Genomic DNA, 26,441 nt, shown 5'->3' on the forward strand with positions numbered 1-26,441 from the left:
AGGAAAAGCGGTGAATAACAGGCAGCGTAACAGCTTGTCGTAGTCTGTCCATGTTGCCTGCGGCTAACGGGGCGGTTCGATCGGCCAGTCCTGTGCGGCAAGACGCGGCGGGACAAGAACATAAAACAGGGCAGCAATGATGAGCGATGCCGGTGCAAGCAGCCAGCGCCACCAGAACCCTGTCTGCAGGATGAGGGATGTCGCGAGTTGCAATCCCAGCACCATGGCGCCGATATTGAGAAACGCGATTGTCGCCCGACGATTGAGCCGCGGGATGATAAAGGCGAGCGTAGGCAGACAACTGGTTCCTATCAGAGCCACGCCACAGGACCAGCCTGTCGCCAAAGCCCAGGTGAGCGTTGCCCGATGATCGAACCATCCAGTCAGGGCGATCATCGTACCCGCGATGAGACTGGCCTGAAGGGCCCTTTGCAGATGAAGACGATAGACTGCCTGGGCAAAGGCGCGTTTGCTTCCGTAAGGCCCAAGCGTCAGAAGAAAGGGCCAGTCTGCGCGCTGGGTCATCCAGGCTGAAAGACTTACGCCGATCAGAAGGAGGCTCTGACGCGCGAGGTCAGGCAAACGATGGCGCAGGGCGATGAAAGACGGGGCGACCCCGTCTGCCATCCACGCAATGATTTCTGTCACGCCTCCGAAAATAAGCGTTGCGACGACAACCATCAGGATGACGGCAATCGGGCTGCCGGTCTGAAGAGGATCGGCGAGAGGCAGACGGACAAGCCATGAAGGGCGCCAGAGGATGACGGCGCTGAGACGCTCAATGACAGTGGAGATGCGCTTTGGGCTGCCATCAAGGATGGGGCGAGGGGTTTGGGATGCCAGACGATAATCGCTCAGACGATAGAGGTGCAGGACCATACCGAGACAGACGATCATGATGCCGATTGCGGTGTACCAGGGCATGGAGAACAGATAGTTCTGCATTCTGGGAACAAGCAGAAAGATAAACCCGAGCGCTCTGACAATACCCAGTGGCGTCATCACGCTTCGCAGGGCCGCTGCGCGGTTGACGGGCCTGGGGCTGCACCAGAAAACCATGGCAATGGCTTCCAGCGCGAAGCAGTTGACCGCAGGGGCGCCCGTCAGCAGAGGAGGAAGAGCAAGCAGGACACCCAAGGCCAGCGCCATGACAAGGATCGCATGATATTCAGCGCGCTGCAGCCGATTGAGGAGATAGGTCGTCGGTGTTCGAACCTGTCGCCAGTAATGCAGGCTGATTGCCGAAAATCCGGCATAAAGCGAAACCCACCAGGTCGGGGCCAGAACAGGGGGAATGGCATAGTGCCCGTTATGCCAGAACCGGACATTCCCGAACAGGAATGCGAGAGTAAAGCAAAGAGCCGTATAAAAAACGGCCAGGATAACGACAGGGTTCTCGCGCAGGAAAACAGGCGAGACATAAAGCCGCATGGAGCGCAGGCAGTCTCGAAGGGTTTGCGTCGTTGAGAGGCTTCTGGTGGCGTTCATCGTGTCAGCGCCAGAAAATAGGCTTCCATATCGCCTGCAAGAACCGGCAGATTCCTCGCGTCCAGTTCAGGTCGCCAGCCACGCACCCAGACACTGCCATCGGGCAGGTCAGCCAAGACCTCCAGACCGAGCGCCGTATCGGGCCATATGGCGAGGCGCCGTATCTCACCGGCAAAAACCTCGGCGCTCAGATCGCCGATCAATCTTCCTTTCTTCATGACAAGAAAGCGATCGCAGATGCGTTCCAGATCGGAGATGATATGAGACGAGATCAGGGCTGTCGTCTCGCGTCGCTGTACGGTCTGAGACAAAAGCGCGATGAAATCATGCCGTGCCATCGGGTCGAGGCTCGCGACCGGCTCGTCGAGAATGATCAGATCGGGTGAGAAGCGCAGGGCCAGCACGATGGCAAGGCGTTGGCGCTCTCCACCTGACAGGGTCGAGATACGGGCTTTGGGATCGAGTGCCGCCCAATCTGCCCAGCGTCTGTCTTCCGCACCTTCTGGCTGGTTGCGAAAGGCGGAGAGATAATCCTTGAGTTCCTGCACGCGAAACCAGGTGAGGCCTGTCATTGTCTGGGGGACGAAGCCGATGCGACACCGCGTTTCAGGGCTCAGCTTGTCGGCGTTTTCACCCCAGATGCGAACAGCGCCTGAGTCAGGCACGAGCAACCCCAGAAGACATCCGATGAGGGTCGTCTTGCCGGCGCCGTTAGGCCCCAGGAGCGCATTGATACTGCCGGGCGCCAGAGAAACGCTGATATCATCCAGAATTTTCCTGCCGTCGTAAGTCTTGCAGAGACGATCGAGAAGGGCCGGATGAAGCATAGAGGGATAACCTTTGTCGATTCGGAACGATTATCATCTTTTTAACGATATTTATTGTCAAAAATTATATGATTAACTTTCAGAGATTTTATCTTGTATTGGGATATGCCTGCGCTTCTGTCGGGGGAGGCCGGTGGGAGGGGGCTCCTCTTGCGGCGACGAAGAAAACGGGTGCGTGAAGAGCGCGAGCGCGGTAAATCAGTCCCATGTCCACATTTGTCGAACGCATCAATCAGGCCGATCTCTGGCTGCTCGATAGGGTCTTTCAGCCGGTCTCGGACAGGTTGCCCGAAAAGCTCCCTTCGGCGGAACTCGGGATGAGCCTGCAACTCGGGGCGATCGTCTTCTTCCTGGCTGCGATCGTCATCCTTTCCATCAGCGGCTATGCCTCGATTGGTGATTCCGTGTTCAATATTCTGAACTGGGTCCTGTTCGTCGCTTTCTATCTCGCCATCATGAGAATGCGCGGGCTGGTCAAGCCGGGTCAGGCCAATCCGCTGCGTTCGATGCTGTTTGGTATGCGCCCGCTCAATGTCGGTTTTCTGATCTACTCATTATGGGTTGGCGTAACCGGCAATGGCGCATTGATGCTGGCCAGTCTTTTCATGATCGTATCGAACATGATTTTCACGATGGGGCTCTACTTCGTCTCATGCCAGCCCCGCCCGCCTGTCCGGCGACGCAGCCAGAGCCGCGTTGAGCTCCGACCCATCATGGGTGGGTTGCGTGACTGAAACCTGACTGCGAGCAGACGCGTCAGGTCATACCGCCATTTCTCGGGCTTTGTGCTGTCGAAGCAGCGTCAAACAAGGACAAATAGTCGGGACAGTCATTCGTCGAGGCTTGCGCCCCGCCGGGCGCGAGGGGGAGCGGCTTGTCTCGCTCAGCGAAGATAGATCGAGCGATCCATGCGCGGTGTATCCACGACCGAATGAATGAACTGCGTGCCTGCAATGCCGATCAGAATTCCTGCTGCAAAACCGCACCAGATGAGAATTCTGGCAAAAGGTTTGCGTGACTCCTTGGTGAGGAGTTTCGACTGAAGCTCAGCGCGTGATTGCTGGGTCTGAAACAGTTCCGACCTTACGGATTCCAGTCTTGCGCGGGAATTGCGCAATTCGAGATCCATCTGGCGCAGATTATTGGTGAGCGTCACGATCTGCTGGCGGGCAGCCAGTGTGTCGGCACCGCTCTCGGCGGTCTTCGTCGAGCGTGTCGCTCTGGGTTTGGCGCGAGGTGGTGGATTGGGGGCAATGGCGACAAAAAGATTTTTCAGTGCCCCCCCGGTCATGGCGCTTTTCTTCGCACGTGAGCGCAGCGCGCTGAGCGCTGCGATGGATTGCCCTTCCTGCTCTTCGAGAACGAGCGCAAGAATATCCGAGAGAACCTTGAGTTCCTTTGGGTCGAACGAGCCGGACATCAGCCGATCATGCTCTCCAGATCGTCGTCATCGCCACCAGCGACAGGGCGCGGGCTCGCCGCGCGACGCAAACGGTCGAGAATGGCCAGGCCCAGCCCATGGCGGGGTACCGGCATGGCGGCGATGGTTTGCAGCCCCCGGCGCTGGCCTTCCCCATCGAGAAAGCGCAGCCCGGCAAAAAGACGCGCGGCAGCTTCTTCAAGATCGCCAGTCTCGCTGAGATTATAGACGAGTCCGGCACCGGGAAGCGCGTCACCGAAAGCCAGCAGGGCCTCGTTTTCGCTAACCGACTCGGCATTCAGCCGCACGGGCAGGCCAGGCGCGTAATGCGAGGCGAGCATGCCCGGCGATGAGGGCAGCTTGGTCGCATAATCATCGGGGTTGCGGATCGTACCACACACGGATTCGAGCTGCTCAAGCGTGATTCCGCCTGGACGCAGCAGGAAAGGCACTTCGCGCGACAGATCGATCACGGTGCTTTCCAGCCCGACCGAGCAGGGGCCGGAGTCAAGAATGGCATCGATACGGCCATGCATGTTGCGCAGCACATGAAAAGCGTCGGACGGGCTGACACGGCCTGAGGGATTGGCAGATGGCGCGGCAACGGGCTGACCGACTGCCTCAAGAAGGGCCAGGGCCGTCTTGCCGCGTGGCACACGCAACGCCACTGTCGGCAGACCTGCCGTGGCCAGATCGCAGATGGTCGAGCCGCTCTTGCGCGGCAGGATCATGGTCAGCGGGCCGGGCCAGAATTTTTCGGCAAGGCGATAGGCCAGTTCGGTCGGCTCGACATGGGCGAAGGCAGCTTCGGTGCTGGCAAAATGGCTGATCAACGGGTTGAAGCGCGGGCGGTTCTTGGCAGCGAAGATATGCGCAACGGCCGTGTTCGACGTGGCCAGAGCGCCAAGCCCGTAAACGGTCTCGGTGCCAAAAGCGACCAGCTTGCCGTCGAGCAGAAGCGCGGCGGCACGGGCGATGGCGTCGGGATCGGCTTTCAGGATCTCGGTCATGCGTCGTGCTCTCCTGCGGGATGACGGCCAGTGCACAGAAAGGGCGGGTTGAACCAGCCGGGCTTGCCATAAGTGAGCGGCTTCCCCTGCTCATCCAGAATATGGCCGCCAGCGGCTTCGACAATGGCCTGGGGCGCGGCCGTGTCCCACTCCATGGTCGGGCCAAGGCGCGGGTAGAAATCGGCGGCGCCTTCAGCCACGCGGGCGAATTTTGCGGCAGAGCCGATATTGCCCAGCGTGCCGACCTTGCGACCCGCCAGCCACTCTTTCAGCCTCGGATCATCGGCATAATGGCGCGATGCGAGAATGCGCAAACCGTCTTCCGGGGGGAGAACCGCAGAAATCTCGGTCAGCCCATTGCTGTCACGACGCCAGGCACCCTTGCCAACCAGACCCGTATAGAGCTGGCCATAGGCGGGCAGCGCCATGGCGCCCAGAACGGCACGGTTCTGGTGAATCAGCCCGATATTGACCGTGAAATCATTGCGTCCGGCAGCGAATTCGCGTGTCCCGTCCAGAGGGTCGACCAGCCAGTAGGTCTCGCCGGGTTCAACAAAGGTGCCGTTGGCAACTTCCTCTTCCCCGATGGCAGGAATATTGGGGGTGGCAGCGCGCAGACCGGCCAGAATGTGACGCTCTGCTGCCTGATCAGCCTCTGTTACCGGTGATTTGTCGGCCTTGATGATCGTCTCAAATCCACGGTCACGAATGGCGTTGATGAGCGTTGCGGCCTCATCTGCCAGTCGGGCGGCAAGGGCGAGCAAGGCATCGGCATCGAAAGGGAGGGCAGTGTCGCAGGTCATGTTTCCGGCTTACCGCAACTTGTGCATATCGTCATGGGCAAAACGACGCAGCCCGGCAATTTGCCCCCGTTGTTGATGGCGCGCCACGCTGGCTTCGGGTTGCGGTCAGGCGTGCTCCGGTCCTGTCGACCGGGCCGGGCGAACAGGGCGTGAACCGATGACGCGACGGGGACGGGGGTTTTTCGGGCGCATTCTTTGTGGTCAAATCCGGGTCGAATTGAATGAGCGGATCTGTCCATGATTTACCTGCGCGCGCTTCTGGACGCCCATCGCTGGCGGCCCCGCAGCGCCCTGCCACCGGCACCGCGTCCCCTGACGCTGCATCTCGTTGCCGGTGGCGGTTGTGATGGTTGTCTGATCGAGGCCAATGCCCTGCAGGGGGCAGCGTATGATCTCGCGCGACATGACATACGCTTTGTCGATACCCCCCATGATGCCGAACTGCTTTTTGTCGTCGGGTGTGTGACGCGCGCCCTGCTGCCTGCGCTTCAGGCCCGCTGGGCAGCCATGCCCTCACCCAAGGGCGTTGTTGCCATCGGCGATTGCGCGCTGGGGCAGGGGCCGTTCAGTACGAATTATGCAACGCTCGGGGGAATCATGGAGGCCGGTCTCTCCGGCGTGGAGCAATGCGATGTGGCGCTCAGAGGCTGTCCGCCGACACCGGCAGAAATCCTGCGTGGCCTGCTTCTGCTCACGACAGGCCGGGTCGTCTCGGCATGAATGAGATACGCTCGGAACTCGTGGCCGTGCTGATTGCGGTGCAGGATGAGATGCCGCTGGTCCTGACCCTCGATCATGGGCGCAATCTGCCCTCCGGTCCGCTCGAAACTGCCCATCGTTCCTTGCAGCGGGGGATGAGGCTCTGGGTCGAACAGCAGACACAATGCCATCTCGGGCATATCGAACAGCTTTACACCTTTGCCGAGGCAACGGGGGAAGAGGCTGGTGGTCAGGATCAGCCAAGGCTGATCCGTATCTCCTATATGGGACTCACCCGGCTCGAGGATGCGCAGGAAGGCTGGCGGGGGCTTTATGAGTATTTCCCATGGGAGAACCGGCGCGAAAAAGGCGCCGAGCAGCTCGATGCAGATATAGGCCGCGCGCTCTCCCGATGGGCAGGGCGTGATGCGGCGCGGTTGTGGCGATGTGCCGAAACCTTCGGGCTCGACGGGCAACCCTGGAATGACGAGCTCGTGCTGCACCGTTACGAGCTGCTCTGGGAGGCCGGGCTTTTGCCGGAATCGCGCCATCCGGCGTCATGGCTCGCGCCAGGGCGCTCCATGCCGTCGGACAGGCGGCGTATTCTGGCCACGGCTCTGGCCCGATTGCGCGCGAAGATACGCTATCGCCCCGTCGTGTTCGAATTGATGCCCGAGACATTCACCCTCTGGCAGTTGCAGCGCACGGTCGAGGCCATTGCCGGGCGCCCGATGCATAAACAGAACTTCCGCAGGCTCATTCTTGCCCAGGATCTGGTGGAGGAAACCGGCGAGGCGGAAATGCAGGCTCAGGGGCGCCCGGCGCGGCTCTATCGCTTCAAGGGCGCCGTGATTGGCACGCGTCATCTCATGGGGTCGAAACTGCCCATCGCACGATCGATCTGAAACGACGCCGTGGCGGCCGGATTTCCAAAGGCTGGAAAATTCATCGAAATCACGGGATCGTGGCTTTGAAATACCGGGGGGCGATCCCAATGTAAGGGAACGAACAGTTTTATCCCTATTATGCTCAATAAGAGCATAAAGAGCGGAGTGGATCTCATGGATCAGATGACCCTCGTCAGAGACCGCAGCGATGCGCTTTACGAGCCCGTTTCCCGCCTGATGACCCGCGAGGACTGGGAGCAGAATTTCGCCGATGACATCAGGGCCATTCTGCGCCTGAAGCGCGAACGCAATGCGGTGATCCTCGCGCATAATTATCAGACCCCCGAGATCTTTCACTGCATCTCCGACATACGCGGTGACAGTCTTGCTCTGGCGCGAGAGGCGCAGAACACCCAGGAGCAGGTGATCGTCATGGCGGGCGTGCATTTCATGGCCGAGACCGCCAAGCTCATGAACCCGGAAAAGACGGTGCTCATCCCTGATTCGATGGCCGGGTGCTCGCTTGCAGAATCCATTACGGCCGAGAATGTGCGCGCGCTCAAGGCGACCTATCCCGGCGTGCCGGTCGTCACCTACGTCAACAGTTCGGTCGCTGTGAAAGCAGAGACCGATATCTGCTGCACCTCCGGCAATGCGAAGAAGGTTGTCGAAAGCCTCGGTGTGCCGCGTGTCATCATGATTCCTGACGAGTTTCTGGCGCAGAACATCCAGAACGAGACCGGCATCGAGATGCTCACCTGGCCCGGTCATTGCGAGGTGCATGAGCGCTTCACCCCTCTCGAAATCCGTCAGTATCGCCGCATGCATCCCGGCGTGGTTGTATTGGCCCATCCCGAATGCCCGCCTGACGTGGTGGCCGAGGCCGATTATGCCGGCTCGACGGCAGGGATGATGGAATTCGTGGCCGTAAAACAGCCACGCAAGGTGCTGCTCGTGACCGAGTGCTCGATGAGCGATAATCTGGCAGCGCTCAACCCGGCAGTGGAATTCGTGCGTCCCTGCAATCTCTGCCCGCATATGAAGCGCATCACCTTGTCTTCCATCCGTCGCGCGCTGGAAAACATGGAAGAGGAAGTCACCATTCCCGAGGCGCTCTTTCCGCAGGCGCGTCGAGCGGTCGAGCGGATGCTGGCCATCTGAGGGCGCCGTGATGATGACGCTCACCCGGTTTGCAGGTTGGCCGGTCATTGCAGGGGCCGGGCTCGCCGGACTCTCCGCTGCCCTGCATCTCGACAGGCCCTGTGTGGTTCTCAGCCCGACCCCGCTTGGTGAGGAAGCCGCCAGCATGCTGGCGCAGGGCGGGCTGGCTGCCGCCATCGGTCATGACGACGATGTGGCACTGCATATTCGCGATACGCTGGCTGCCGGTGACGGTCTGTGCGATCGCAGGGCCGTCGAGGCCATCATCGGAGCCGGGCCTTCTGCTATCGAGACCCTGCTCGACTGGGGCGTCGCCTTCAACCGCAAAGGGAGCAGCAGCCTCGATCTGCATCTCGAAGCCGCGCATTCGCGTGCCCGCATCGCCCATGTGCGCGGCGACGGCAGCGGCGCTGGCATCATGCAGGCACTCATTGCCCAGGTGAAAAGCCTGCCACGCATTGTGGTGCTCGATGGCGTGACACTCGAACATATCCATGCGGTCGAGGGGCGGGTGCGCGGTGTCTGGCTCAATACGGGGCAGTTTATTCCGACCAATACCTGCATTCTTGCGTGTGGCGGGGCAGGGGCGCTCTATGCCGGGGCGACAAGCCCCAACAGCAATACAGGGCGCGGCCTTGCTGCAGCGGCCCGCGCCGGGGCGCAACTGGCGGATATGGAATTCGTGCAGTTTCATCCGACTGCACTCGATGTTGAAACAGGCGGCGCGCGCTCGCCGCTGATCAGCGAGGCTGTCAGAGGCGCTGGTGCCGTACTGATTGACGAGACCGGCACCCGTTTCACCGACGAGTTGCAGTCGCGTGACCGGGTGTCGCGGGCGATTGCGCGGCATCGCCTCGAAGGGCATCGCGTTTTTCTCGATGCCAGAAGCGGCAAGACGGGAAAGGGGCTCAAACAGATCTTCTCACGCCAGTTCCCCGGTATTGCGCTTTCCTGCCGACAGCACGGGATCGATCCGGATCGCGAGCCCATTCCGGTGCGTCCAGCGGTGCATTATCATATGGGCGGGGTTGCGACCGACCTGCATGGTCGCGCCAGTCTTGCCGGGCTCTGGGCCTGTGGCGAAGTGGCATGCACGGGGCTGCATGGTGCCAATCGTCTGGCGAGCAATTCGCTGCTTGAGGCATTCGTCATGGGGCGGGCTGTCGCCTGGGACGTTAATAACGGGCCGCGCGAGCGCCATTCCTGTCAGGATCCATCGCGTCCGGCGCGGCTGGGGGCAGCAAGTTTCGGCCAGCAGATGGATAAAGGGGCGGGTATTCTCCGTGATCAGGATGGGCTTGAGGCGCTTGCCACCTATCTCACCCCGCTCGCCGATCGCGACGATCACGCGCTGGTTGGCGCTGCCATCGCTTCTGCGGCCCTGCGCCGACGCGAAAGCCGGGGTAGTCACTGGCGTGTCGATTGTCAGGGGGCCACTGAGGCCGAGCGTTTTCATTTTACCCTGAAGGATATCGGTCTTCAGGAACGGAGCATTGTCTACGCATGAGTTCTTTCATTTCTCCCCTGCCGGATCTGATGTGGGAACCTGTTGTTCGCGCCGGTCTCGTCGAGGATTTTGGGATAGGGGGTGATGCCACCACCTATGCCATCGCACAGCCCGGACAGCGTTTGCGCGCCGTGTTTCGCGCCCGTCATGAAGGGGTGGTGGCAGGCATGAGCGCGGTGCGCCTTGCCTTTACCCTGCTCGACTCCCGGATCGGTTTTACGGCGCTCAAGGAGGATGGGTGTCGTATCGCGCCACGCGATATTCTGGCCGAGGTCGAGGGAAGTGCCGAGACCATTCTGGGTGGTGAGCGCACGGCCCTCAATCTGCTGTCGCATCTGAGCGGTATCGCTACCGCCACACGACAGGTGGTCGATGCCGTTCAGGACACGAATGCGCGTATCTGCTGCACCCGCAAGACTCTGCCCGGGCTGCGTGCTGTGCAGAAATATGCGGTCAAGGCAGGCGGTGGCAGCAATCACCGCTATCGCCTTGATGATGCGATCCTGATCAAGGACAATCACATCGCGCTTTGCGGCGGTGTGGCCGCAGCACTCGAAGGCGCCAGAAAGCGCGCGGGCCATCTGATGGCCGTAGCGCTTGAGGTCGATACGCTCGATCAGCTCGAGACCGCGCTCTCGAATGGCGGGGCCAATGCCTATCTGTTCGACAACATGCCCGTCGACATGCTGCGTCAGGCCGTGCAGCTCGTAAATGGCCGCGCCGTGACTGAAGCTTCCGGTGGCATCACGCCGGAAACGGCCCCGGCTATTGCCGCAACGGGTGTCGAGGTGCTGTCGCTTGGCTGGTTGACCCATAGCGTCAAGGCGCTGGATATCGGCCTCGATATCGATCTCTGAAAAGCGGCTTCACCCCGGTTACCAGCGCCGCCTCTTGAGGAAAGCAGGGGAGGGATGAACTCCTTTTCCTGAAGTGGCGGTGCGATCAGGCTGCGAGATCTGTCATTGCATCTGCCAGCATAGGACGGGGCCTGCCGGTGGTGAGCGCTCCGCCCCATAGCGACAACAGGGCCGCTTGGAAGCGCATTTTTCGCCACAGAGCACACGCGAACGGAGCGGCACCCACGCTTTCGCGAGAGACATCGCGAAGGTTCGAAGCGCGTCTTTTGCCCTGACCCTCGATATCGACAGACCGGCAATTTCCGAGTGACCGGCGAAAGCCACGGCGGGTCTCCTCGCCGTTCAGGGTGCCGGCCATTGCATGCATACGCGCAATAAACGACTGCATTTCGTGCAAAAGAAATTAAACGGAAAAAAGAATGGTTTCTTGATCTATTCTGTCTGTGAGCGTGACTTTCGCACAACGAAGCTGCGAATTTTGTGAAAGTCAGGTGAAATGATTCGTTGCGGTATCATTTCGTCTTGTATACAAAAAAGCGGTTTCCGGGTCTGGCCCGGCTGGAGGCAGGCGTTTTTCGCCCCCCGGTCTGGACGCAGCCAGTGGCTCACCACGTTCGTAACGATAGGATTCTGTATGACGTCACGCAGCCCCTCGCCGCGCTACATGGCTTTTGCCTGTCTGATGGTCTCGACAAGCCTGATGTCGACCATCGCGCTTTCAGGCTCTGCTTTTGCCGCCCATGCAAAGACTTCTCACAAGCAGGCCGCTGCCAGAACTGCTGCTCAGCCACAGGGTGCCCGTCAGCCGGTCGCACAGACGGCACCTGCCGCGCGGCGCGCGCACACAGGACCGGTTGAAGCCAGGGGGGAAGAGCAGATCTCGGTCACGACCAGTCGGCAGGCGCTCAATGGCGGTGGCGGCATGATGCGTATCGAACATGCCCCGCGCAACGTGCAGACCGTCGATCATGAATATATCTCGATGCGCAACCCATCGAGCACGGCGCTTGATCTGATTCAGAACCTGCCCAGCGTCAGCATTAGCACGCCGGATCCGTATGGCATGCAGGGTGGGCAGATCCAGACCCGCGGCCTGACCGATCTGGATATGGCGCTTCTGGTCGATGGGGCACCGGCTGCCGCAGCGAAATACATCACCGAGAATATCGATACCGAAAACGTTGAATCCGTCTCGCTGACGCCCGGCAGTTCAGAGACTGCGCTGCCAGTCATGTCTGCAGCCAGCGGCACGATGAATGAAACCACCCATACGCCCGACAAGAGATTCGGCGGTCTTGTCGATTTCTCCTATGGCACGAATAATCTGTCCCGCGAGTTCATCCGTCTCGATACGGGCGAGATCGGTCATAGCGGTGTGCGTGGCTATGTCTCCTTTTCAAACACCCATACGCGCAGCTGGATGGGGGCGGGTATCAATGACCGTCGCCATGTCGATTTCGGCCTGAACAAGTTCTGGCAGAACGGCTCTTTCGCCAAGACTTTCGTCTCGTGGAACTGGGAAGATTTCACGATCGACAACTACCCGACCCAGCAGGAATTCTACCGGTACAAGCACACGGGAGAGGGATACGGCAGGTCCGCCAATTCCAATAATATCAACTACTGGAAGAACAACACCGATTACTGGAATCAGGTCTTCATCTCGGCCCCGATCCATGTCGTTCTGACCCGTCGTCTCGCTTTCGATCTCCAGCCCTATTACAATCTCGGCAGGGGCTGGGATGCCTCACCGGGCGGTACCGTCACACAGACCGATGGCTCGACGCGCAATGTCACCAGCTACTTCCTGCAAGGCGCAACAGAGCGCCGTGGCGCCGTCGCCAAGCTCGGGATCGATGTCGACCGGCATAACCATGTGGCGTTCGGCTACTGGTATGAAAACAACTATACCCAGCAATCCTACCCCACCAGCTACACCATGGATAACGGGGCAGCCCCGAGCCCGAACTGGGCGGCTTATCGTATCGATGCGGGTGATCAGCAGAATGCAGGCACCGAGATCCACAGCCTGTTTGTCGAAGATCACGCCAAATATCTGCATGACAAGCTGGATATCCAGGCTGGCTTCAAATTCGTGATGGCCAATACCTGGAACAAGGATCTCTATGGCCGTATGGCCAATAACCGTACCGAGCCTCTGCCTCAGCTCTCGGTCGGCTATACGATCGACGAACACAGCCAGATCTATCTCAATGCCGAGGGCGATTATCGTCAGCCGAGTGCAGTCGATCTGGGCTGGCTCTATACGAGCGTGCCGATCCCCAAGAACCAGTATTCAATCAAGGAAGAACTGGGCTATCGCTATCATGATGAGCACATCATCCTCGATGCCTCATTCTTCAATTACAATGTCACCAACCGCATCGTGAACCAGTATCTCGGCATGAACCAGTTCAAGCCGTTCTCGATCGGTAACCAGCATATGCGCGGTTTCGATTTCATGATTTCGGGCCGCCCGATCCACGGTTTCAGCCCCTATGCCTCGGTCGAATATCTGCATGCCGTGCAGGACAGCAATGTGCTCGATCCCTATACGAACACCATGCTGAATTCGAAGGGCACGCAGGCCATCATGGCGCCGCGCGTTCTGGCGAATTTCGGTCTGACCTATAAATATGCCGGGTTCTTCGGCAATGCGAGCCTGCATTACACCGGCCCGCAATCGGTCAGCGTGGCAGGCGACCAGCGCATGCCGGGCTTCGTGACCAATACCATCTCGCTGGGCTATCGCTTCAAGCCGATGGGTATTGCCCAGTCGCCTACCATCAAGCTGAACTTTGCCAATGTTACGGGATCGATCGTGCGCACCGGGGCCATGGGCGCCATCTACAGCGCCAAGGATCCGAGCACGGTCTATAGCGGCAGCCTTGCCTCCTATACCGGCTATGGCAATTCCTTCATGACTGCCGCCCGCTTCACCATGACCGGTACGGTTTCCACCAGCTTCTGATCAGGCAGGGGGCGAAAGCCCCCTGAGCCGCAGGCTGACGAAACCGCCCTCCTGTTCAGCCGAAGGTGAAAGAGAAGGCCTCGACGCCGGGCGAGAGGAATTCGATCCTGAATTCGTGCTCGCCTACAGCGTCATCGCTTTGACGGACGAGCTGATAAAGGCGCTGTCCTGTCACCGTCCCGTTGCCATTCTCGTCGCAATCACTGCCATGCATGGCCCCGGGCGCCTTGCCGTCGATGGTCAATCTGAACTTCACCGGCGCGTCGCCCTTCACGGTGCCAAGCACGAGATGCAGATCACGGGCATGGAAGCGGAACACGATGGCGCCGCCTGCCTTGTTCAGACGCGCTGATTCCGGCCCCACGCTCCAGTTGCCGCTCAGACCCCACTGGTTGAGGGCAGGAGCCCGCTCGATGACATAATCATTGGGGGCATCCTGAATTGCGCCGCCGGTCGAGATGAAATTGCTGGCGCGCTCATAGCCGATATAGGTCTCGGGTGATCCGATATCCGACTGATCGGCCTCGACCTGTTCGGCGACGGCTTTGGGATGGACCAGATCGCTCGGAACATCCTTCGCCCCATTTTCACGCAGCATGGTCTGAATCAAGCGTTCAGAATTGTCGTAATCGCCTTCGCCGAAATGATGGGCCTGGATCTTGCCATCCCCGCCGATGAAATAGGCGGCTGGCCAGTATTCATTGCCAAAGCCATTCCAGATGGCCCGGTCGTTATCGACGGCAACGGGAAAGCCGATATGAAACCGCGTGACCGCTTTCCTGATATTGTCGAGGTTCTTTTCAAACGCGAATTCCGGCGCATGGACGCCGATAATGACCAGCCCATAGGGTTTGTACTTGTCGGCCCAGGCCTCGACATAAGGCAGTTCGCGCAGGCAGTTGATGCAGGAATAGGTCCAGAAATCCACCAGCACGACCTTGCCCTTCAGCGCATCGGCAGACAGGGGCTGGGTGTTGAGCCATGATGTCGCCCCGGAAAGCGAAGCGAGGGGTGTCGCCCGCGCCACCGGAGCGGCGCAAAGCGCAAGGGCAAGGCTCAGGCCGGAATAGCGCAGGAATGAGCGTCCCGCTGATGAGAATGCGAGCATGAAAGGCGCCTCTGGACGAAAAAGGCGGCAGTCTCGTTCCGGCCTGAGGGATCAGGCGCTGGCAGGTTCTGCCGCAAGGAGTTCAGCCAGAACGGCCTCTGTGCCTCTCTGTTCCATGCTTTCCGCCATTTCACGAATCATCCGGCGATGGGTGTCGTCGAGTGTAAAGCTCTCGAAAACCGTCATGGTGAACACCGTATCCCAGCTTTCAGCCAGCTTGCGCTGTGCTTCGGAAAGGGCAGGTTCGAAAGGCGTGAAGCCTGTTCCCTGATCGGTACGCCCGCCGAGATAGCGAATGAAGCAGGCCAGAACGAACGCCACGCGATCGAGCGTTCCGCCGGATTCCACGAGCTTGTTCCAGCTCGGGGCGAGAAAAACGGGCAGCTTGCTGCCGCCATCGCCAGTGATGCGGGCCAGTCTGTCGCCGACATTCGGATTGCTGAAACGCGCAATGACGAGATCGCGATAGGCCGGGAGCGGCATGTCCTGCGGGGCACTCAGATGCGGAATCACATCGAGGCTCATGAAGCGCTCGACAAGCTTGCCGATCTGCGGGTCGATAATGGCATCGCGCACGGTCTCGAGCCCCGAAAGCTGGCCGGGATAGGCAAGCATGGAATGCGAGGCATTGAGCATACGCACCTTGGCGAGTTCATACGGATGCACATCAGGTACGATCTGCGCACCGACTTTCTCAAGTGCCGGGCGCCCGTTGACGAAGCGGTCTTCGATCACCCACTGGGCGAATTCTTCCGAAATGACCGGCAGGCGGTCATGAACACCGCATTCCATGTTCACCCGGTCGGCATCTTCCTTGAGCACGGCAGGGGTGATGCGATCAACCATGGAGCTCGGGAAGGAAACATTCTCCTCGATCCACGTCGCCAGTGCCGGGTCGAGCGCGCGCGCATGACTGACGACCGAGCGCTGCGTCACGACGCCATTATCGCGCAGATTGTCGCAGGACATGACGGTGAACGGGGCAATGCCTGCCTCACGACGCAGTCGCAGGGCCTCGACGATATAGCCGAAGGCCGATTCCGGTCTGGTCGGTGCGGCGAGTTCACGCTGGGTCAGTGGCGTTTCCAGACGATAGCTGCCGGTCGCGTGGTCCTGATTATACCCGCCCTCGGTAATGGTCATCGACACGATGCGCGTCTCGGGGTCTGCCATGCGGGCAAGAACGGCTTGCGGGTCGGCAGGCGCAAAAAGATAATCGAGCATGGAGCCGATCACCTGATGTCGCGTCGTGCCGTCAGGAGCATAGCGCGTGAGCGTGTAGAGATTATCCTGTGCGGGAAAGGCCTCGAGCTTCAGGCGTTCGGTCGCGTCATCGATCAGGCCGACCCCGCAAAAGGCCCAGCTTTCATTACCCGGCTGGCTCAGAAGACGATCAATATACCAGCACTGATGGGCACGATGGAAATTGCCAACGCTCAGATGCACGATCCCTGCTTTCAGGGAGGCTCGATCATAGGGAAAAACCTCGACACTGGCAGGGAGGGTCGAGAGGGTCTCTGGATTGAGAGCGATCATGGGCTGTCCTGAAGGATCACGAGACATGGAAAGGAAAAAATCGCGCAAAAGGGGCGTAGCTGAAGCAGCGTGTTCGAAACTGGCCCTGTCTGGGCGCGGATCTGGAGTGCAGCGCGCGGGATGATGTGGCGGTTCCCGCAAAAGGCTCAAGAGGTAAAAGCGGCGTTCTATGGCACTATTTGGTGAAGAGGCTTAAACCCGCCTCATGCTGATACCACAAACCATCGCCGTGATCGGCGCCGGGCCTGCCGGTCTTGCCGCTGCCGAAAGCCTCTCTTCCGACGGGTTCGATGTGGTCGTCTATGATCAGATGCCAAGCCCTGCGCGCAAGTTTCTCATGGCCGGGCGCAGCGGGCTCAACCTGACCCATGCGGAAGATCTCGATAAATTCCTTACCCGCTATGGCACCGCCGCTTCCTGGCTGGAGCCGATGATCAGGGCCTATCCTCCGCAGGCATTGAGACAATGGGCAGAGGCTCTCGGCCAGCCCTGCTTTACCGGCAGCAGTGGGCGCGTTTTCCCTGAGGCGATGAAGGCCTCGCCGTTGCTGCGGGCATGGCTGGCGCGACTGGCCGAACGCAATACGCGGTTCGAATTGCGTCATCGCTGGGCAGGGTGGGATGAAGCCGGAAGCCTGTCGTTCGAGACCCCGCAGGGCAAAAAGGCAGTGACGGCCGCAGCGACCGTTCTCGCTCTGGGCGGCGCGTCATGGCCGCGCCTCGGCAGCGATGGCGGCTGGACCCGGTTTCTGCCGCCGGAAAGCCTGACGCCGCTGCAACCTGCCAATTGCGGTTTCATCACAGGCCTGCCTCCAGCATTTCACGAGCAGTTTCATGGTGAGGTGCTGCATTCCATAACCATCAGCGGGGCAGGGCAGACTACCAGAGGTGATGTGACGATCACCCGCCAGGGCATTGAGGGGGCGCCCGTCTATCGGCTCTCCTCACTCTGGCGCGATGCCTTGCAGCATGAAGGGCGATTGCAGATCATGCTCGATCTGCGACCCGGTATGACGCAGCAGGTCCTGCAGGCTCGCCTTGAAGGGTTTCGGGCGCGTGAGAGCCAGTCAGGCAAGCTGCGCCGTCTGGGCCTGTCTCCTGCTGCGCGCTGGTTGCTGCGTGAGGCCACACCCGCCCATGCGAGCGCCGACAGGCTTGCCCAGTGCATCAAATCCTGCCCGCTCGACCTCATCTCACCGGATTCCCTCGCCCGCGCCATTTCGACAGCAGGCGGCATAAGGCGGGAGGCGCTCGATGACGGGCTGATGGTGAGACAGCGCCCGGGCGTGTTTGTGGCGGGAGAGATGCTGGACTGGGAAGCGCCGACAGGCGGCTATCTGTTGCAGGCCTGCTTTGCCACCGGGCGTCATGCAGCGCAGGGGGTGAAAAACCACCTGCGACAAAACCCGTAATCTCCCCTGCGATGGCTGACTCCGGAGGCGAGTTGCGCTAGGGACAGCCGCATGAGCGTATCGATCACGATGGGCCGTGGCCGTGACGGCGCGGATGTCCAGCTGGACCTGACAGAACTTCTCGCAACCCGCCTGCTGGTGCAGGGTAATTCGGGCTCGGGAAAATCGCATCTGCTGCGCCGCCTGCTGGAGCAGACGGCAACACTCGTCCAGCAGGTCATTGTCGACCCGGAAGGCGATTTCGTGACCCTGGCCGATAAATACGGCCATCTTGTCATTGATGCGTCAGAGCAGACAGAAGCCACGCTGCGCGCAGCAGGCGAGCGCGCCCGTGCCCATCGCGCTTCCGTGGTGCTCAATCTGGAATCGGTCGAGGCTGAAATGCAGCTGCGTGCTGCCGGGTCTTTCCTAAACGGCATGTTCGAGGCGCCGCGCGCCCATTGGTATCCCGTGTTGGTCGTGGTGGACGAGGCGCAGCTTTTTGCCCCTGTCGCCAGTGGTGACACCTCTGACGAGGCGCGTCGCCTGTCGCTCGGCGCCATGACCAATCTGATGTGTCGCGGCAGAAAGCGCGGTCTTGCCGGGGTAATTGCGACCCAGCGTCTGGCCAAGCTGGCCAAGAACGTTGCGGCAGAGGCCTCCAATTTCCTGATGGGCCGCACCTTTCTCGATATCGACATGCTGCGCGCTGCCGATCTGCTGGGCATGGAGCGGCGTACGGCAGAAGGCTTCCGCGATCTTGCGCGTGGGCAGTTCATGGCGCTCGGCCCGGCGCTGAGCCGCAGGCCGCTCATGGTGTCCATTGGTGCGGTAGAGACGGCAAGCCATGCGACGGGGCCGGTCCTGACGCCATTCGAGGCGCGCCCTGCCGAGGATAATTACAGCCTCATTCTCGAACCCGTGGTCGAAAACGTGCCACGCCCCAGAGAGCGCCGTGCGCCGGCGCCCGATCTGCTGGCCCAACTCGATTCCTACGCCGCCGCAGCGCCTGTCGAGGAGGCTGCGCCTGTTGTCGAGGCTGCCCCCGACCTGCTTTGGCGCCTGACCGAAGCCGTGGTGGTAGAAAACGACTCTGCCTATCGTCCGCTGGCGACGCTCTATCAGGATTTCCAGCTGCGAGCGCGTATCGAGCGCCTCGACCGGAACGTGCTCGATCTCGGGGCTTTCCGCCTGCTTCTGGCCAGTGTGCGCTCGGGCTCCAGCTTCGAGCAGGCGCAGGAGGAAAGCTGGGAGCAGGCGCTCGAAATTGCCCGCACAGTGCCGGAAGACGTGCAGGGTGTGGTGCTGCTTCTGGCCCGTGCCGCGCTTGATGGTGCTCCCTGTCCCGGAGATGACGCGATTGCCGAAGCCTATGGCACGCATTCGCTCGGTCGCGCGCGCAGACAGCTCGCCTATCTGGAAGAGCGCCAGATCATTGTCGTGCAGGATATGCCCTCGGGTCGGCGCATTGCCTTCATCGGTTGCGGCTGGCAGACCTGCGGATAAGTGCAACCGCGCTGGCTGGCGCGTCGTTTGCTCATGAGTTGCTGCCAGCCCGACGCGGGATTGTGGAGAAAATTATGACAAATGATGAACTGATCGCCCTCGTTTCGCTTAATGGCGAGGAGGCCACCTACGACGCCCGTCTCTCCGGCTACGACATCACCGTGCCGGTGCGGATCGAAGGGGGCGATGGGCACTACATCATCAAGCATCTCGTCAAGCCCATGTATTTTTCAGGCGCGATGATCATCGACGTCAAACTTCTGGACGCCGACGCCTCCCATCACGAATGAGGGCCGAGGCGGCATAAAACGGGGAGCCGTATGGCCGAAGAAAACAGGAAGGTGCTGCCGGGCGCGCTGGCAGCACTTGGCATCGTTTTTGGTGATATCGGAACCAGCCCACTCTACACCCTCCAGACCGTCCTGAACGACACAGGGTCGACAGACCGCGAGACGCTTCTTGGCGGTTTCTCCCTGCTGGTCTGGACCATGATCCTGGTCGTGGCCGTCAAATACGCGACCGTTGTGATGCGCGCCGACAACAAGGGAGAGGGCGGTATTCTCGCCCTTTTTTCTCTTGTTGGCGGCTCCTTCGGCAAGCACTGGTATACACGCGGCACGCTTCTTGCCGCAGCGGGGCTGTTCGGTGCTGCCCTGCTCTACGGTGACGGGGCGATCACGCCTGCCATCTCGGTTCTGAGTGCCATTGAGGGCATCGGGGTCGTGACCAAATCACTCCAGCCCTACATCCTGCCGATTGCTGCCGTCATCCTGTTCGGCATCTTCGCTATCCAGCCCCTGGGGACGGCGCGCATCAGCGCTGTCTTCGGGCCGATCATGCTGCTCTGGTTTCTCGCCCTGGGCGGGATCGGGCTCAGCTCGCTGCTCCATGATCCGTCAGTGCTGATCGGGCTCAATCCGTTCTATGGGCTGCACTTTCTTTATGAGCATGGCGCCAACAGTCTGGTTATTCTGGGTGCTGTCTTTCTTTCCGTGACGGGTGCCGAAGCGCTTTATGCCGATATGAGCCATGTCGGGCGCCCCAGCGTGCGGCTGGCCCTGGCTGTTGTCGTATTACCCATGCTGGTGCTGAGCTATGCCGGGCAGACGGCGTTTCTGGTCAGCCACCCGCAGATCAAGGACAACCCGTTCTTCGCGTCCATGCCCCATGCACTGGTGCTGCCGATGGTGGTGCTGGCGACGTTTGCGACCATCATTGCCAGTCAGGCCATCATCACGGGCGCTTTCACGCTCACGCGTCAGGCGATGCAGCTCGGATGGTTTCCAAGCCTCAATATCCGTCAGACGTCGGACAGCGAATACGGCCAGATCTATGTTTCGGTCGTCAACTGGATGCTCATGGTCGTGACGCTGCTGATCGCGCTGAGCTTCAAGAGCTCCGATGCGCTCTCAGGGGCCTACGGCACGGCAGTTTCCACAACCATGCTCATGACGACACTGCTTGTCTTTGATGTGATGCGCGAACGCTGGGAATGGCCGCTGTGGAAGGCGCTGCCGATTGCCCTGTTCTTTGCGATCATCGATATCGCGTTCTTTGTTGCCAATCTGCTCAAGATCGACAAGGGCGGCTATGTGCCGCTTCTGATAGGCCTGTTCATCTACATCATCATGACAACCTGGCGCCGTGGCATCATTCTGCTTCGAGCCGGTCTGGCGCCCCTTGGTGAGCGTTCGGACAAGGTTCTGCAGAAACTGCGTAATGGCGAGATGATCAGAACGCCGGGGGCTGCTGTGTTTCTCTCGCGCTATGAGAGCGCCCTGCCGCCCATCGTCATGCGCCATGTGGCCGATTTTCACTGCCTGCCGGAGCAGGTTGTGGTGCTCAACGTCAAATTCGACACTGTGCCCCGCATCCCTGCCGATGAGCGCATGACAACCAAGGATCTTGGCAACGGGATCTGGCAGATCAACGTCACCTTTGGTTTCGTCGAGATACCCAATCTCTATTACGTGCTCGGCCAGGCAAAAGAGCAGGGCTGCACGCTGGATCTCGACAAGCTGGTGTTCTTTGCTGGCGATGACGACGTGGTGCCCGATCTCAAGACACCGAAGATGGTCTCGCCGCGTCGCATTCTGTTCGGGTTTCTCTATCGCAATGCGGTGCGTGCTTCCGACCGTTTCACCCTGCCGCGTGAGCGTCTGGTTGAAATCGGGCATCAGGTCGAAATCTGAACCCGAGCGGTTTTTCACTCTTTTACCAGCAGAGCGTCTTCGAACTTGAGGACGCCCTGATAATTCAAGGAAAAAGTCCATGCGTCCACTTCTCGGCCTCACCCTGCTGGCCTTCGTCGTTGCCGCCCCTCTCGCCCATGCCGAACCGGGCGGATGCCTGAAATACGGGGCTGCCGGTGCTGTCGGCGGTCATCTGGTCAATCATGGCGTGCTCGGCGCTGTCGGTGGGTGTGCCACGGGCATGTACAAGCGTCACGAATACCGCAAGGAAGCCCGTGAAAAGGCCGCGCTCTATGACAAGGAGCATCCGGGCGCCAAGGGCAGCTATGAAGAAAAAGCTACGGCCTATGATGTCGAACATTCGACCCAGCCTGGTAAATCGGCCCCTTCGGACGCGCCTGCAACAAAGGATTGATTGCGATCTGAGGTCCTTACTGCGTTCTGCTCTCGCATGGTATTATGCCTGCGAGGGTAGTCCGGCCGGATTTGCCGCATCCGGAAAAGTAACGCATTGTATCTTGTGTCAAACTATGACAATCAGGGCGGGTCTTCCCTCGCAGGCCAGAACGACTGATTCTCATGTCCGTCATTACCCCTATCAAATGCGGCCCGTCGGCTTCGGTGCCGGGCTCTATCGCCATCGTCCTGCGTGATTTCCGTCTTGGCGGCAGCGAACGTGTGGCTATTGGCCTCGCCAATTACTGGGCGTCGCGCCAGATTGCCGTCACCCTTGTGGTGGGTCGCGACGATGGCCCGCTCAGGGCGCTGCTCGCCCCTTCGGTCGAGATTGTTGATCTGGGCCTCAGCCCTGCTCTGGGCGACACACGTCTCGCCTGGTCTCTCGCCATTCACGCACGCGCGGTGCTGCGCCGACGCAGGATCGAGTCCTGCTACGTGCCGGGCAACAGCCACTGGCCCGTCATTCCGATGCTCAAATCCCTGCCTGCCGGACAGGCTCCTCATATCGTGGCGCAGGTGAGTTCGCCGGTCTGTCGCAGCAATCGCTCGCGTCTGGTCCAGATCGGTTATGACTGGCGTATGCGTCGATTACTCGGCAAGGCCGATGTCATCACCACACTCAGCGAACCTCTGGCGCGTGAGACGCGTGAGATCGTGGGGTGCGCCCATGTCGATGTCGTGCCCCTGCCGGCATTATGGGATGAGGGGCGTCCGTGCCCTGTGCCCGAAGGGTCGGCGACCATTCTTGCAGCGGGGCGCCTCGTGCCGATCAAGGGGTTCGATCTGCTGATCAAAGCCTTTCATGTGGTCGCCGCCCAGAATGCCGAGGCAAGGCTGGTGATCTGTGGCGAGGGGCCGGAACGCGGCGCGCTCGAAAGCCTGATTGATGGGCTCGGCCTTGCCGGGCGTGTGACGCTGACAGGCTATGTGCCCAGCATCCGCCCGTATCTGGAGCAGGCGCGCCTGTTCGTCCTGTCCTCTCATTGCGAAAGCTTCGGCGCTGTTCTGCTCGAAGCCCTGGCTGCGGGGCGCCAGATCGTCTCGACGCGTTGCTCACCCGCTGTCGACACTCTGACTTCCGACGCCATTGCCGGGCGCAGCGTACCGACACGCGATGTCGCGGCACTTGCCGGGGCCATGAGCGCGCTGCTTTCACACCCTTCGCCGGATTGCGATGCCCTCGCTTCCCTCGTTGCGCCTTTTCATGTCTCGCGAGGGGGCGAGGATTTTCTCGCCCTCATGCGTTCCCGGTCAGGGGAGCCGCGCCTGATGGAGCGTCTCGCGAGTGAGTGTCTCGATATGCCAGCCCAGAGCCCCATAGTCTCGATGGCCCATGCAGGGCTCACTGGGCATGCCCTTTGACAAAACCTTTCTATCGCGATCTCTTGCCGCCCCATGGCTTCTGAACCACGCTCGGCGCTGCACCGCATTTTCAGCAATACCGGATTTCTGATTTCCAGCCGGATCATCAACGCACTGTGCAGTTTTGCCTATGTGGCATGGGCTGTTCACGCCCTCGGGCTCAAGACGTTCGGTGTGCTCCTGCTGATCACCACCTTTGTGACGCTGGTTTCCGACATGACGCATCTGCAGTCATGGCAGACGCTGCTTCATTACGGTACCGCCGCGTTTGAGGCGCGTGACCGGCGTCGTTTCATGCCTGTCCTTGGCTATTGCATCCGTTCGGACATGATCAGCGCAGCAATCGGCCTCGTCGGGGGGGTGATCGTGATTGCCCTGACCGGCACGCATTTTCTGGGCTGGTCAGACCCGGTCAAGCGCGATGCGAGCTGGATGATGCTGACGGTCGCTTTCATGAATACGGGCTGGTCTACCGGCGTAATCAGGCTGTGCAATCGTTTCGGTCTGGCAGCCCTGTTCGATTTCGGTTCGACCTGCGTGCGTACGCTTGGCTATCTGATTGGCTATCTCTGCCATGCGCCGCTCGAATTTTTCCTGTTCATCTGGTTCCTGCACCAGTTTGCCCTCTTCGCCCTGACCAGCCTTGGTGGCCTCGTATTGCTGCGACGGCATATGGGTGGCGATATCAGGCTTGTTTCGTCATTTCTGACGCCATCCGAGACGCTCGGTATCTGGGGCTTCACGCTGCGGGTCAGTGTCAACCAGATCCTCGATGCGCTGTTCAGACAGGGCGGCACGCTGATAATCGGTGCCATGCTTGGCGCGCGCGATGTCGCGATCTATCGCGTGACGAAGCAGATATGCGACGGCCTCGCCAAGCCCGCCCAGATGATGATTCCGAGCCTCTATCCCGAATTCGTACGCTTCAGGGACAACCAGAACTGGAGCGAGCTGCGTCATGTCGCGCGTCGACTGGCCCTGGTCATTTTCGGGTTTTCCGCGCTGGCGGTTGTCGTGGCGCTGTTTGGCGGCAAGGCGATCGTCCATCTCATGCTGCATGACAGCTTTGCCAATGAAATGCCGATCATCCTGCTGATGGTGTTCAGTGCCCTTCTGGAAGTCTGCATCATTCCGCTCGAAACACTACTGACCGTGATGGGGCGTCTGGCCATCATTCTCAAATACCGTCTGGCAGTGATCGCTCTCTATTTTGCGATCCTGGCCGGGTTGATGGCGCTCTGCGGGGTAACCGGCGCGGCGCTGGCCAGCGTTGCCTGCTCGATCATGATTTTTGTCATCTGTCTCGTGCTGGCGGCCCGCTGGATCTCGCCACGCCATGCCGCAAGATACGGCGAGGCCTGAGCGCTCGGGAAGCGGGCTGCCGTCAGCAGGAATTTCCTGCGGCAAGCGCGGGTCTTCCGGCCTGCTTCAGGAGCAGGCGCGGTCTCTGTCGAGTGTCAGCAACAGAAAAGCGGCTACGCTCAGGGTAATCGGTGTGACGAAAACCCCAAGTATCTCGCTACTGCCCTGCGTGTCCCTGATGAGGCCAAAGGCCCAGTGATGGTCGGGATAGACAAAGAACCCGACATGAGCCGGAAAATAGGGTTTGGCGAGCCCGATCAGGGCAAACACGGCGCAGACAAGCCAGGCCGATGCACGCAGGAACTGGGTCATTTTGAAACTGCCTCTGCCTGTAAGCCCGTCGCCCTGAGGGCAGACGACGCTGATTTGGATGAAACACAAAAACGTTCCGCAGCCTGAAGGAACGCCATGGCAGGAAAGCACGTTCTCGCGTCGCTCTTCAACGTCCCTGTTGAACGCGTCCGACCATTTTCCCTCACGATCCCGTCTTATTGGCTCTTCTGAAAAAAGAAGCCTCTTCTATGTATTGATTTAGAAGTTTCTCGGTTATCCGAACAGCGAAAGGCCCTCTGATGATCAGGCGAAAAGTAATGCAGGAAGTGATTGCGTGACCCTCGTGCAGGAAGAAAACAGGAAGAATCCGGAAGGGGCGGGTAAAACCCCCTCAGCCAGCAGCATTACAGGGCTCGATCTCACCAATTTCTTCCTCGCCGATGTTCAGGGCGGGGTAGGGCCCTACCTGACGGTTTATCTCTCCAGTGCGCGTCACTGGCAGGCCGGGCCGATCGGTATCGCCATGGCCATGGCCGGGTTTGCCGCTGCCGTGTGTCAGATACCGGCGGGGCTGCTTGTCGATTCAAGCATTCACAAACGGGCGCTTGTTGCCGTGTCGGCGCTCGTCACGGCGCTTGCCTGCCTTCTTATCATCTCGATGTCGGGCATGGCCCCTGTGCTGGCCGCGCAGATACTGATGGGGGCGGCGGCGGCGGTCATTCCTCCTGCGCTGGCGGCAATCTCTTTGGGTCTGGTCGGTCGCAGGCGCCTGCCCGGGCGTATCAGCCGCAACCAGGGGATCAACCATTGCGGGTCGTTCGTCTCGGCCATTCTGGCCGGGGTGTGTGGCCAGTATCTCGGCCTGAACTGGATCTTCTATCTCGTCTGCGGGTCGGCCATTGCCAGTGCCTGCGGGTTGCTGCTGATCCGCCCGAAAGAAATTGACCAGAAAATCGCTCGCGGAAGCGAAGACGATAATAATGAGCCGCCAATAGCGATCGGTCGCCTGCTCTCGCAGCGCCCGGTCTGGGTGTTCCTGTGCGCGATCGTCCTTTTCCATCTCGGTAACGCAGCCATGCTGCCCTTCGCGGCGCAGGTCATGGCGAAAAGCCATCCGGGGGCGGAGGCGGTGACGCTGAGTGCCTGCGTGATCGTTGCGCAGTTCGTGATGATGCTCGTGGCATGGGGAGTGGGACGCGCCATGGCGCACGGGATCGGGCGTAAACCGATCTTTCTGCTCGCTTTTGCCATCCTGCCGATACGCGGCCTGCTGTTTTCCTGGTTCGATGCGCCTTATGCCATTGTGGCCATCCAGATACTGGATGGTATCGCTGCCGGGATTTTCGGGGTGATTGCCATCATCATTGCTTCTGACCTGACTGATGGCACCGGACGCTTCAATTTCCTGCAGGGGATGGTGGCGCTGGCTGTCGGGATCGGGGGCGGGCTCAGCAATCTCATCGGGGGCTATATCGTGCAGTATGAGGGCTATCGTGTGGGGTTCCTGTCCCTGACGGCCATTGCCATACTGGCTTTCGTCTTTTTCCTTTGCCTCATGCCTGAAACGCGGGAGTCCGATGAGGCCCCGTCAAAGCTGCCGCAGGCGGCTTGAGGGCGTCGTCG

23 protein-coding genes are annotated in these 26,441 nt (G+C 60.2%); 15 read left to right on the forward strand and 8 right to left on the reverse strand.

What is annotated here, in order from left to right:
- Positions 1-63: 63 nt before the first annotated feature.
- A complete protein-coding gene (locus AA105894_RS14985) occupies positions 64-1,488 on the reverse strand; it encodes a hypothetical protein (RefSeq protein WP_267312441.1) in 1,425 nt (474 codons plus the stop codon).
- Positions 1,485-2,315 carry an ABC transporter ATP-binding protein gene (locus AA105894_RS14990; RefSeq protein WP_267312442.1) on the reverse strand — a complete coding sequence of 277 codons (831 nt, stop codon included), beginning with the start codon at positions 2,313-2,315 and terminating at the stop codon, positions 1,485-1,487. The genes AA105894_RS14985 and AA105894_RS14990 overlap by 4 nt, the downstream gene beginning before the upstream one ends.
- Positions 2,316-2,521: 206 nt before the next feature.
- Here AA105894_RS14990 and AA105894_RS14995 point away from each other — a divergent pair, with 206 nt between their 5' ends.
- Positions 2,522-3,049: a hypothetical protein gene (locus AA105894_RS14995; RefSeq protein WP_267312443.1), complete on the forward strand. Its 528-nt coding sequence runs from the start codon at positions 2,522-2,524 to the stop codon at positions 3,047-3,049.
- A gap of 149 nt (positions 3,050-3,198) precedes the next feature.
- On the opposite strand, the gene AA105894_RS15000 is transcribed toward AA105894_RS14995, so the two are convergent.
- The 3 genes from AA105894_RS15000 to AA105894_RS15010 are packed head-to-tail and all read right to left on the reverse strand — an operon-like array spanning position 3,199 to position 5,548.
- Positions 3,199-3,735 carry a hypothetical protein gene (locus AA105894_RS15000; RefSeq protein ID WP_267312444.1) on the reverse strand — a complete coding sequence of 179 codons (537 nt, stop codon included), beginning with the start codon at positions 3,733-3,735 and terminating at the stop codon, positions 3,199-3,201.
- The gene (locus AA105894_RS15005; protein WP_267312445.1) at positions 3,735-4,745 is read right to left on the reverse strand and encodes an L-threonylcarbamoyladenylate synthase; all 1,011 of its coding nucleotides are present in this window, start codon (positions 4,743-4,745) and stop codon (positions 3,735-3,737) included. Before AA105894_RS15005 ends, AA105894_RS15000 begins: the two co-directional genes overlap by 1 nt.
- Positions 4,742-5,548 (reverse strand): 3'(2'),5'-bisphosphate nucleotidase CysQ family protein, encoded by an 807-nt coding sequence (locus tag AA105894_RS15010; protein WP_267312446.1) that lies wholly within the window; start codon positions 5,546-5,548, stop codon positions 4,742-4,744. Before AA105894_RS15010 ends, AA105894_RS15005 begins: the two co-directional genes overlap by 4 nt.
- Before the next feature lie 237 nt (positions 5,549-5,785).
- On the opposite strand from AA105894_RS15010, the gene AA105894_RS15015 reads away from it, so the two are divergent.
- From AA105894_RS15015 to AA105894_RS15040, 6 genes are all read left to right on the forward strand, one after another.
- A complete protein-coding gene (locus AA105894_RS15015; RefSeq protein WP_188426027.1) occupies positions 5,786-6,268 on the forward strand; it encodes an NADH-quinone oxidoreductase subunit B family protein in 483 nt (160 codons plus the stop codon).
- Positions 6,265-7,152, forward strand: coding sequence for an NUDIX hydrolase (locus AA105894_RS15020; RefSeq protein WP_267312447.1), 888 nt, complete (start codon positions 6,265-6,267; stop codon positions 7,150-7,152). Before AA105894_RS15015 ends, AA105894_RS15020 begins: the two co-directional genes overlap by 4 nt.
- 165 nt (positions 7,153-7,317) lie before the next feature.
- Complete coding sequence (nadA, locus tag AA105894_RS15025; protein ID WP_371869851.1) at positions 7,318-8,295, forward strand: quinolinate synthase NadA; 978 nt, start codon at positions 7,318-7,320, stop codon at positions 8,293-8,295.
- A gap of 10 nt (positions 8,296-8,305) precedes the next feature.
- Positions 8,306-9,802: an L-aspartate oxidase gene (locus AA105894_RS15030; RefSeq protein WP_267312448.1), complete on the forward strand. Its 1,497-nt coding sequence runs from the start codon at positions 8,306-8,308 to the stop codon at positions 9,800-9,802.
- Entirely contained in the window at positions 9,799-10,659 is an 861-nt protein-coding gene (gene nadC, locus AA105894_RS15035; RefSeq protein WP_267312449.1) for a carboxylating nicotinate-nucleotide diphosphorylase, read from the forward strand. The genes AA105894_RS15030 and nadC overlap by 4 nt, the downstream gene beginning before the upstream one ends.
- A 634-nt stretch (positions 10,660-11,293) precedes the next feature.
- Positions 11,294-13,630 (forward strand): TonB-dependent receptor, encoded by a 2,337-nt coding sequence (locus tag AA105894_RS15040; protein WP_267312450.1) that lies wholly within the window; start codon positions 11,294-11,296, stop codon positions 13,628-13,630.
- A gap of 55 nt (positions 13,631-13,685) precedes the next feature.
- On the opposite strand, the gene AA105894_RS15045 is transcribed toward AA105894_RS15040, so the two are convergent.
- The gene (locus AA105894_RS15045; RefSeq protein WP_267312451.1) at positions 13,686-14,738 is read right to left on the reverse strand and encodes a thioredoxin family protein; all 1,053 of its coding nucleotides are present in this window, start codon (positions 14,736-14,738) and stop codon (positions 13,686-13,688) included.
- Between the two features lie 51 nt (positions 14,739-14,789).
- On the reverse strand, positions 14,790-16,274 hold the full coding sequence (locus AA105894_RS15050; RefSeq protein ID WP_267312452.1) for a mannitol dehydrogenase family protein: 1,485 nt from the start codon (positions 16,272-16,274) through the stop codon (positions 14,790-14,792).
- Positions 16,275-16,479: 205 nt separating this feature from the next.
- Here AA105894_RS15050 and AA105894_RS15055 point away from each other — a divergent pair, with 205 nt between their 5' ends.
- The 7 genes from AA105894_RS15055 to AA105894_RS15085 all read left to right on the forward strand — a co-directional run bounded on the left by AA105894_RS15055 (position 16,480) and on the right by AA105894_RS15085 (position 24,545).
- Positions 16,480-17,685 carry a TIGR03862 family flavoprotein gene (locus tag AA105894_RS15055; RefSeq protein ID WP_267312453.1) on the forward strand — a complete coding sequence of 402 codons (1,206 nt, stop codon included), beginning with the start codon at positions 16,480-16,482 and terminating at the stop codon, positions 17,683-17,685.
- Positions 17,686-17,736: 51 nt separating this feature from the next.
- Positions 17,737-19,170, forward strand: a complete 1,434-nt coding sequence (locus AA105894_RS15060; protein WP_267312454.1) for an ATP-binding protein — start codon at positions 17,737-17,739, stop codon at positions 19,168-19,170.
- A 74-nt stretch (positions 19,171-19,244) separates the two neighbouring features.
- Positions 19,245-19,460, forward strand: a complete 216-nt coding sequence (locus AA105894_RS15065; protein ID WP_188426018.1) for a hypothetical protein — start codon at positions 19,245-19,247, stop codon at positions 19,458-19,460.
- Positions 19,461-19,490: 30 nt separating this feature from the next.
- Positions 19,491-21,362 carry a potassium transporter Kup gene (locus AA105894_RS15070; protein ID WP_267312455.1) on the forward strand — a complete coding sequence of 624 codons (1,872 nt, stop codon included), beginning with the start codon at positions 19,491-19,493 and terminating at the stop codon, positions 21,360-21,362.
- Positions 21,363-21,441: 79 nt separating this feature from the next.
- A complete protein-coding gene (locus AA105894_RS15075; protein WP_267312456.1) occupies positions 21,442-21,777 on the forward strand; it encodes a hypothetical protein in 336 nt (111 codons plus the stop codon).
- 164 nt (positions 21,778-21,941) lie between these two features.
- Positions 21,942-23,183: a glycosyltransferase gene (locus tag AA105894_RS15080; protein ID WP_267312457.1), complete on the forward strand. Its 1,242-nt coding sequence runs from the start codon at positions 21,942-21,944 to the stop codon at positions 23,181-23,183.
- A 33-nt stretch (positions 23,184-23,216) separates the two neighbouring features.
- A complete protein-coding gene (locus tag AA105894_RS15085) occupies positions 23,217-24,545 on the forward strand; it encodes a lipopolysaccharide biosynthesis protein (RefSeq protein WP_267312458.1) in 1,329 nt (442 codons plus the stop codon).
- Positions 24,546-24,611: 66 nt separating this feature from the next.
- Here the strand turns inward: AA105894_RS15085 and AA105894_RS15090 are convergent, their stop codons facing one another.
- Positions 24,612-24,857 carry a hypothetical protein gene (locus tag AA105894_RS15090; RefSeq protein ID WP_267312459.1) on the reverse strand — a complete coding sequence of 82 codons (246 nt, stop codon included), beginning with the start codon at positions 24,855-24,857 and terminating at the stop codon, positions 24,612-24,614.
- Positions 24,858-25,152: 295 nt separating this feature from the next.
- Between AA105894_RS15090 and AA105894_RS15095 the strand changes: the two genes are divergently transcribed.
- Positions 25,153-26,430, forward strand: a complete 1,278-nt coding sequence (locus AA105894_RS15095; protein WP_267312460.1) for an MFS transporter — start codon at positions 25,153-25,155, stop codon at positions 26,428-26,430.
- Positions 26,431-26,441 lie beyond the last annotated feature (11 nt).

The organism is Asaia spathodeae NBRC 105894, from assembly GCF_025994195.1.
Taxonomy (GTDB): Bacteria; Pseudomonadota; Alphaproteobacteria; order Acetobacterales; family Acetobacteraceae; genus Asaia; species Asaia siamensis.

What these genes read in the sequence shown, in the direction of transcription:
- AA105894_RS14985 (WP_267312441.1), bottom strand. Translation starts at nt 1,488, where the DNA reads ATGAACGCCACCAGAAGCCTCTCAACGACGCAAACCCTTCGAGACTGC.
- AA105894_RS14990 (WP_267312442.1), bottom strand. Translation starts at nt 2,315, where the DNA reads ATGCTTCATCCGGCCCTTCTCGATCGTCTCTGCAAGACTTACGACGGC.
- AA105894_RS14995 (WP_267312443.1), top strand. Translation starts at nt 2,522, where the DNA reads ATGTCCACATTTGTCGAACGCATCAATCAGGCCGATCTCTGGCTGCTC.
- AA105894_RS15000 (WP_267312444.1), bottom strand. Translation starts at nt 3,735, where the DNA reads ATGTCCGGCTCGTTCGACCCAAAGGAACTCAAGGTTCTCTCGGATATT.
- AA105894_RS15005 (WP_267312445.1), bottom strand. Translation starts at nt 4,745, where the DNA reads ATGACCGAGATCCTGAAAGCCGATCCCGACGCCATCGCCCGTGCCGCC.
- AA105894_RS15010 (WP_267312446.1), bottom strand. Translation starts at nt 5,548, where the DNA reads ATGACCTGCGACACTGCCCTCCCTTTCGATGCCGATGCCTTGCTCGCC.
- AA105894_RS15015 (WP_188426027.1), top strand. Translation starts at nt 5,786, where the DNA reads ATGATTTACCTGCGCGCGCTTCTGGACGCCCATCGCTGGCGGCCCCGC.
- AA105894_RS15020 (WP_267312447.1), top strand. Translation starts at nt 6,265, where the DNA reads ATGAATGAGATACGCTCGGAACTCGTGGCCGTGCTGATTGCGGTGCAG.
- nadA (WP_371869851.1), top strand. Translation starts at nt 7,318, where the DNA reads ATGACCCTCGTCAGAGACCGCAGCGATGCGCTTTACGAGCCCGTTTCC.
- AA105894_RS15030 (WP_267312448.1), top strand. Translation starts at nt 8,306, where the DNA reads ATGATGACGCTCACCCGGTTTGCAGGTTGGCCGGTCATTGCAGGGGCC.
- nadC (WP_267312449.1), top strand. Translation starts at nt 9,799, where the DNA reads ATGAGTTCTTTCATTTCTCCCCTGCCGGATCTGATGTGGGAACCTGTT.
- AA105894_RS15040 (WP_267312450.1), top strand. Translation starts at nt 11,294, where the DNA reads ATGACGTCACGCAGCCCCTCGCCGCGCTACATGGCTTTTGCCTGTCTG.
- AA105894_RS15045 (WP_267312451.1), bottom strand. Translation starts at nt 14,738, where the DNA reads ATGCTCGCATTCTCATCAGCGGGACGCTCATTCCTGCGCTATTCCGGC.
- AA105894_RS15050 (WP_267312452.1), bottom strand. Translation starts at nt 16,274, where the DNA reads ATGATCGCTCTCAATCCAGAGACCCTCTCGACCCTCCCTGCCAGTGTC.
- AA105894_RS15055 (WP_267312453.1), top strand. Translation starts at nt 16,480, where the DNA reads ATGCTGATACCACAAACCATCGCCGTGATCGGCGCCGGGCCTGCCGGT.
- AA105894_RS15060 (WP_267312454.1), top strand. Translation starts at nt 17,737, where the DNA reads ATGAGCGTATCGATCACGATGGGCCGTGGCCGTGACGGCGCGGATGTC.
- AA105894_RS15065 (WP_188426018.1), top strand. Translation starts at nt 19,245, where the DNA reads ATGACAAATGATGAACTGATCGCCCTCGTTTCGCTTAATGGCGAGGAG.
- AA105894_RS15070 (WP_267312455.1), top strand. Translation starts at nt 19,491, where the DNA reads ATGGCCGAAGAAAACAGGAAGGTGCTGCCGGGCGCGCTGGCAGCACTT.
- AA105894_RS15075 (WP_267312456.1), top strand. Translation starts at nt 21,442, where the DNA reads ATGCGTCCACTTCTCGGCCTCACCCTGCTGGCCTTCGTCGTTGCCGCC.
- AA105894_RS15080 (WP_267312457.1), top strand. Translation starts at nt 21,942, where the DNA reads ATGTCCGTCATTACCCCTATCAAATGCGGCCCGTCGGCTTCGGTGCCG.
- AA105894_RS15085 (WP_267312458.1), top strand. Translation starts at nt 23,217, where the DNA reads ATGGCTTCTGAACCACGCTCGGCGCTGCACCGCATTTTCAGCAATACC.
- AA105894_RS15090 (WP_267312459.1), bottom strand. Translation starts at nt 24,857, where the DNA reads ATGACCCAGTTCCTGCGTGCATCGGCCTGGCTTGTCTGCGCCGTGTTT.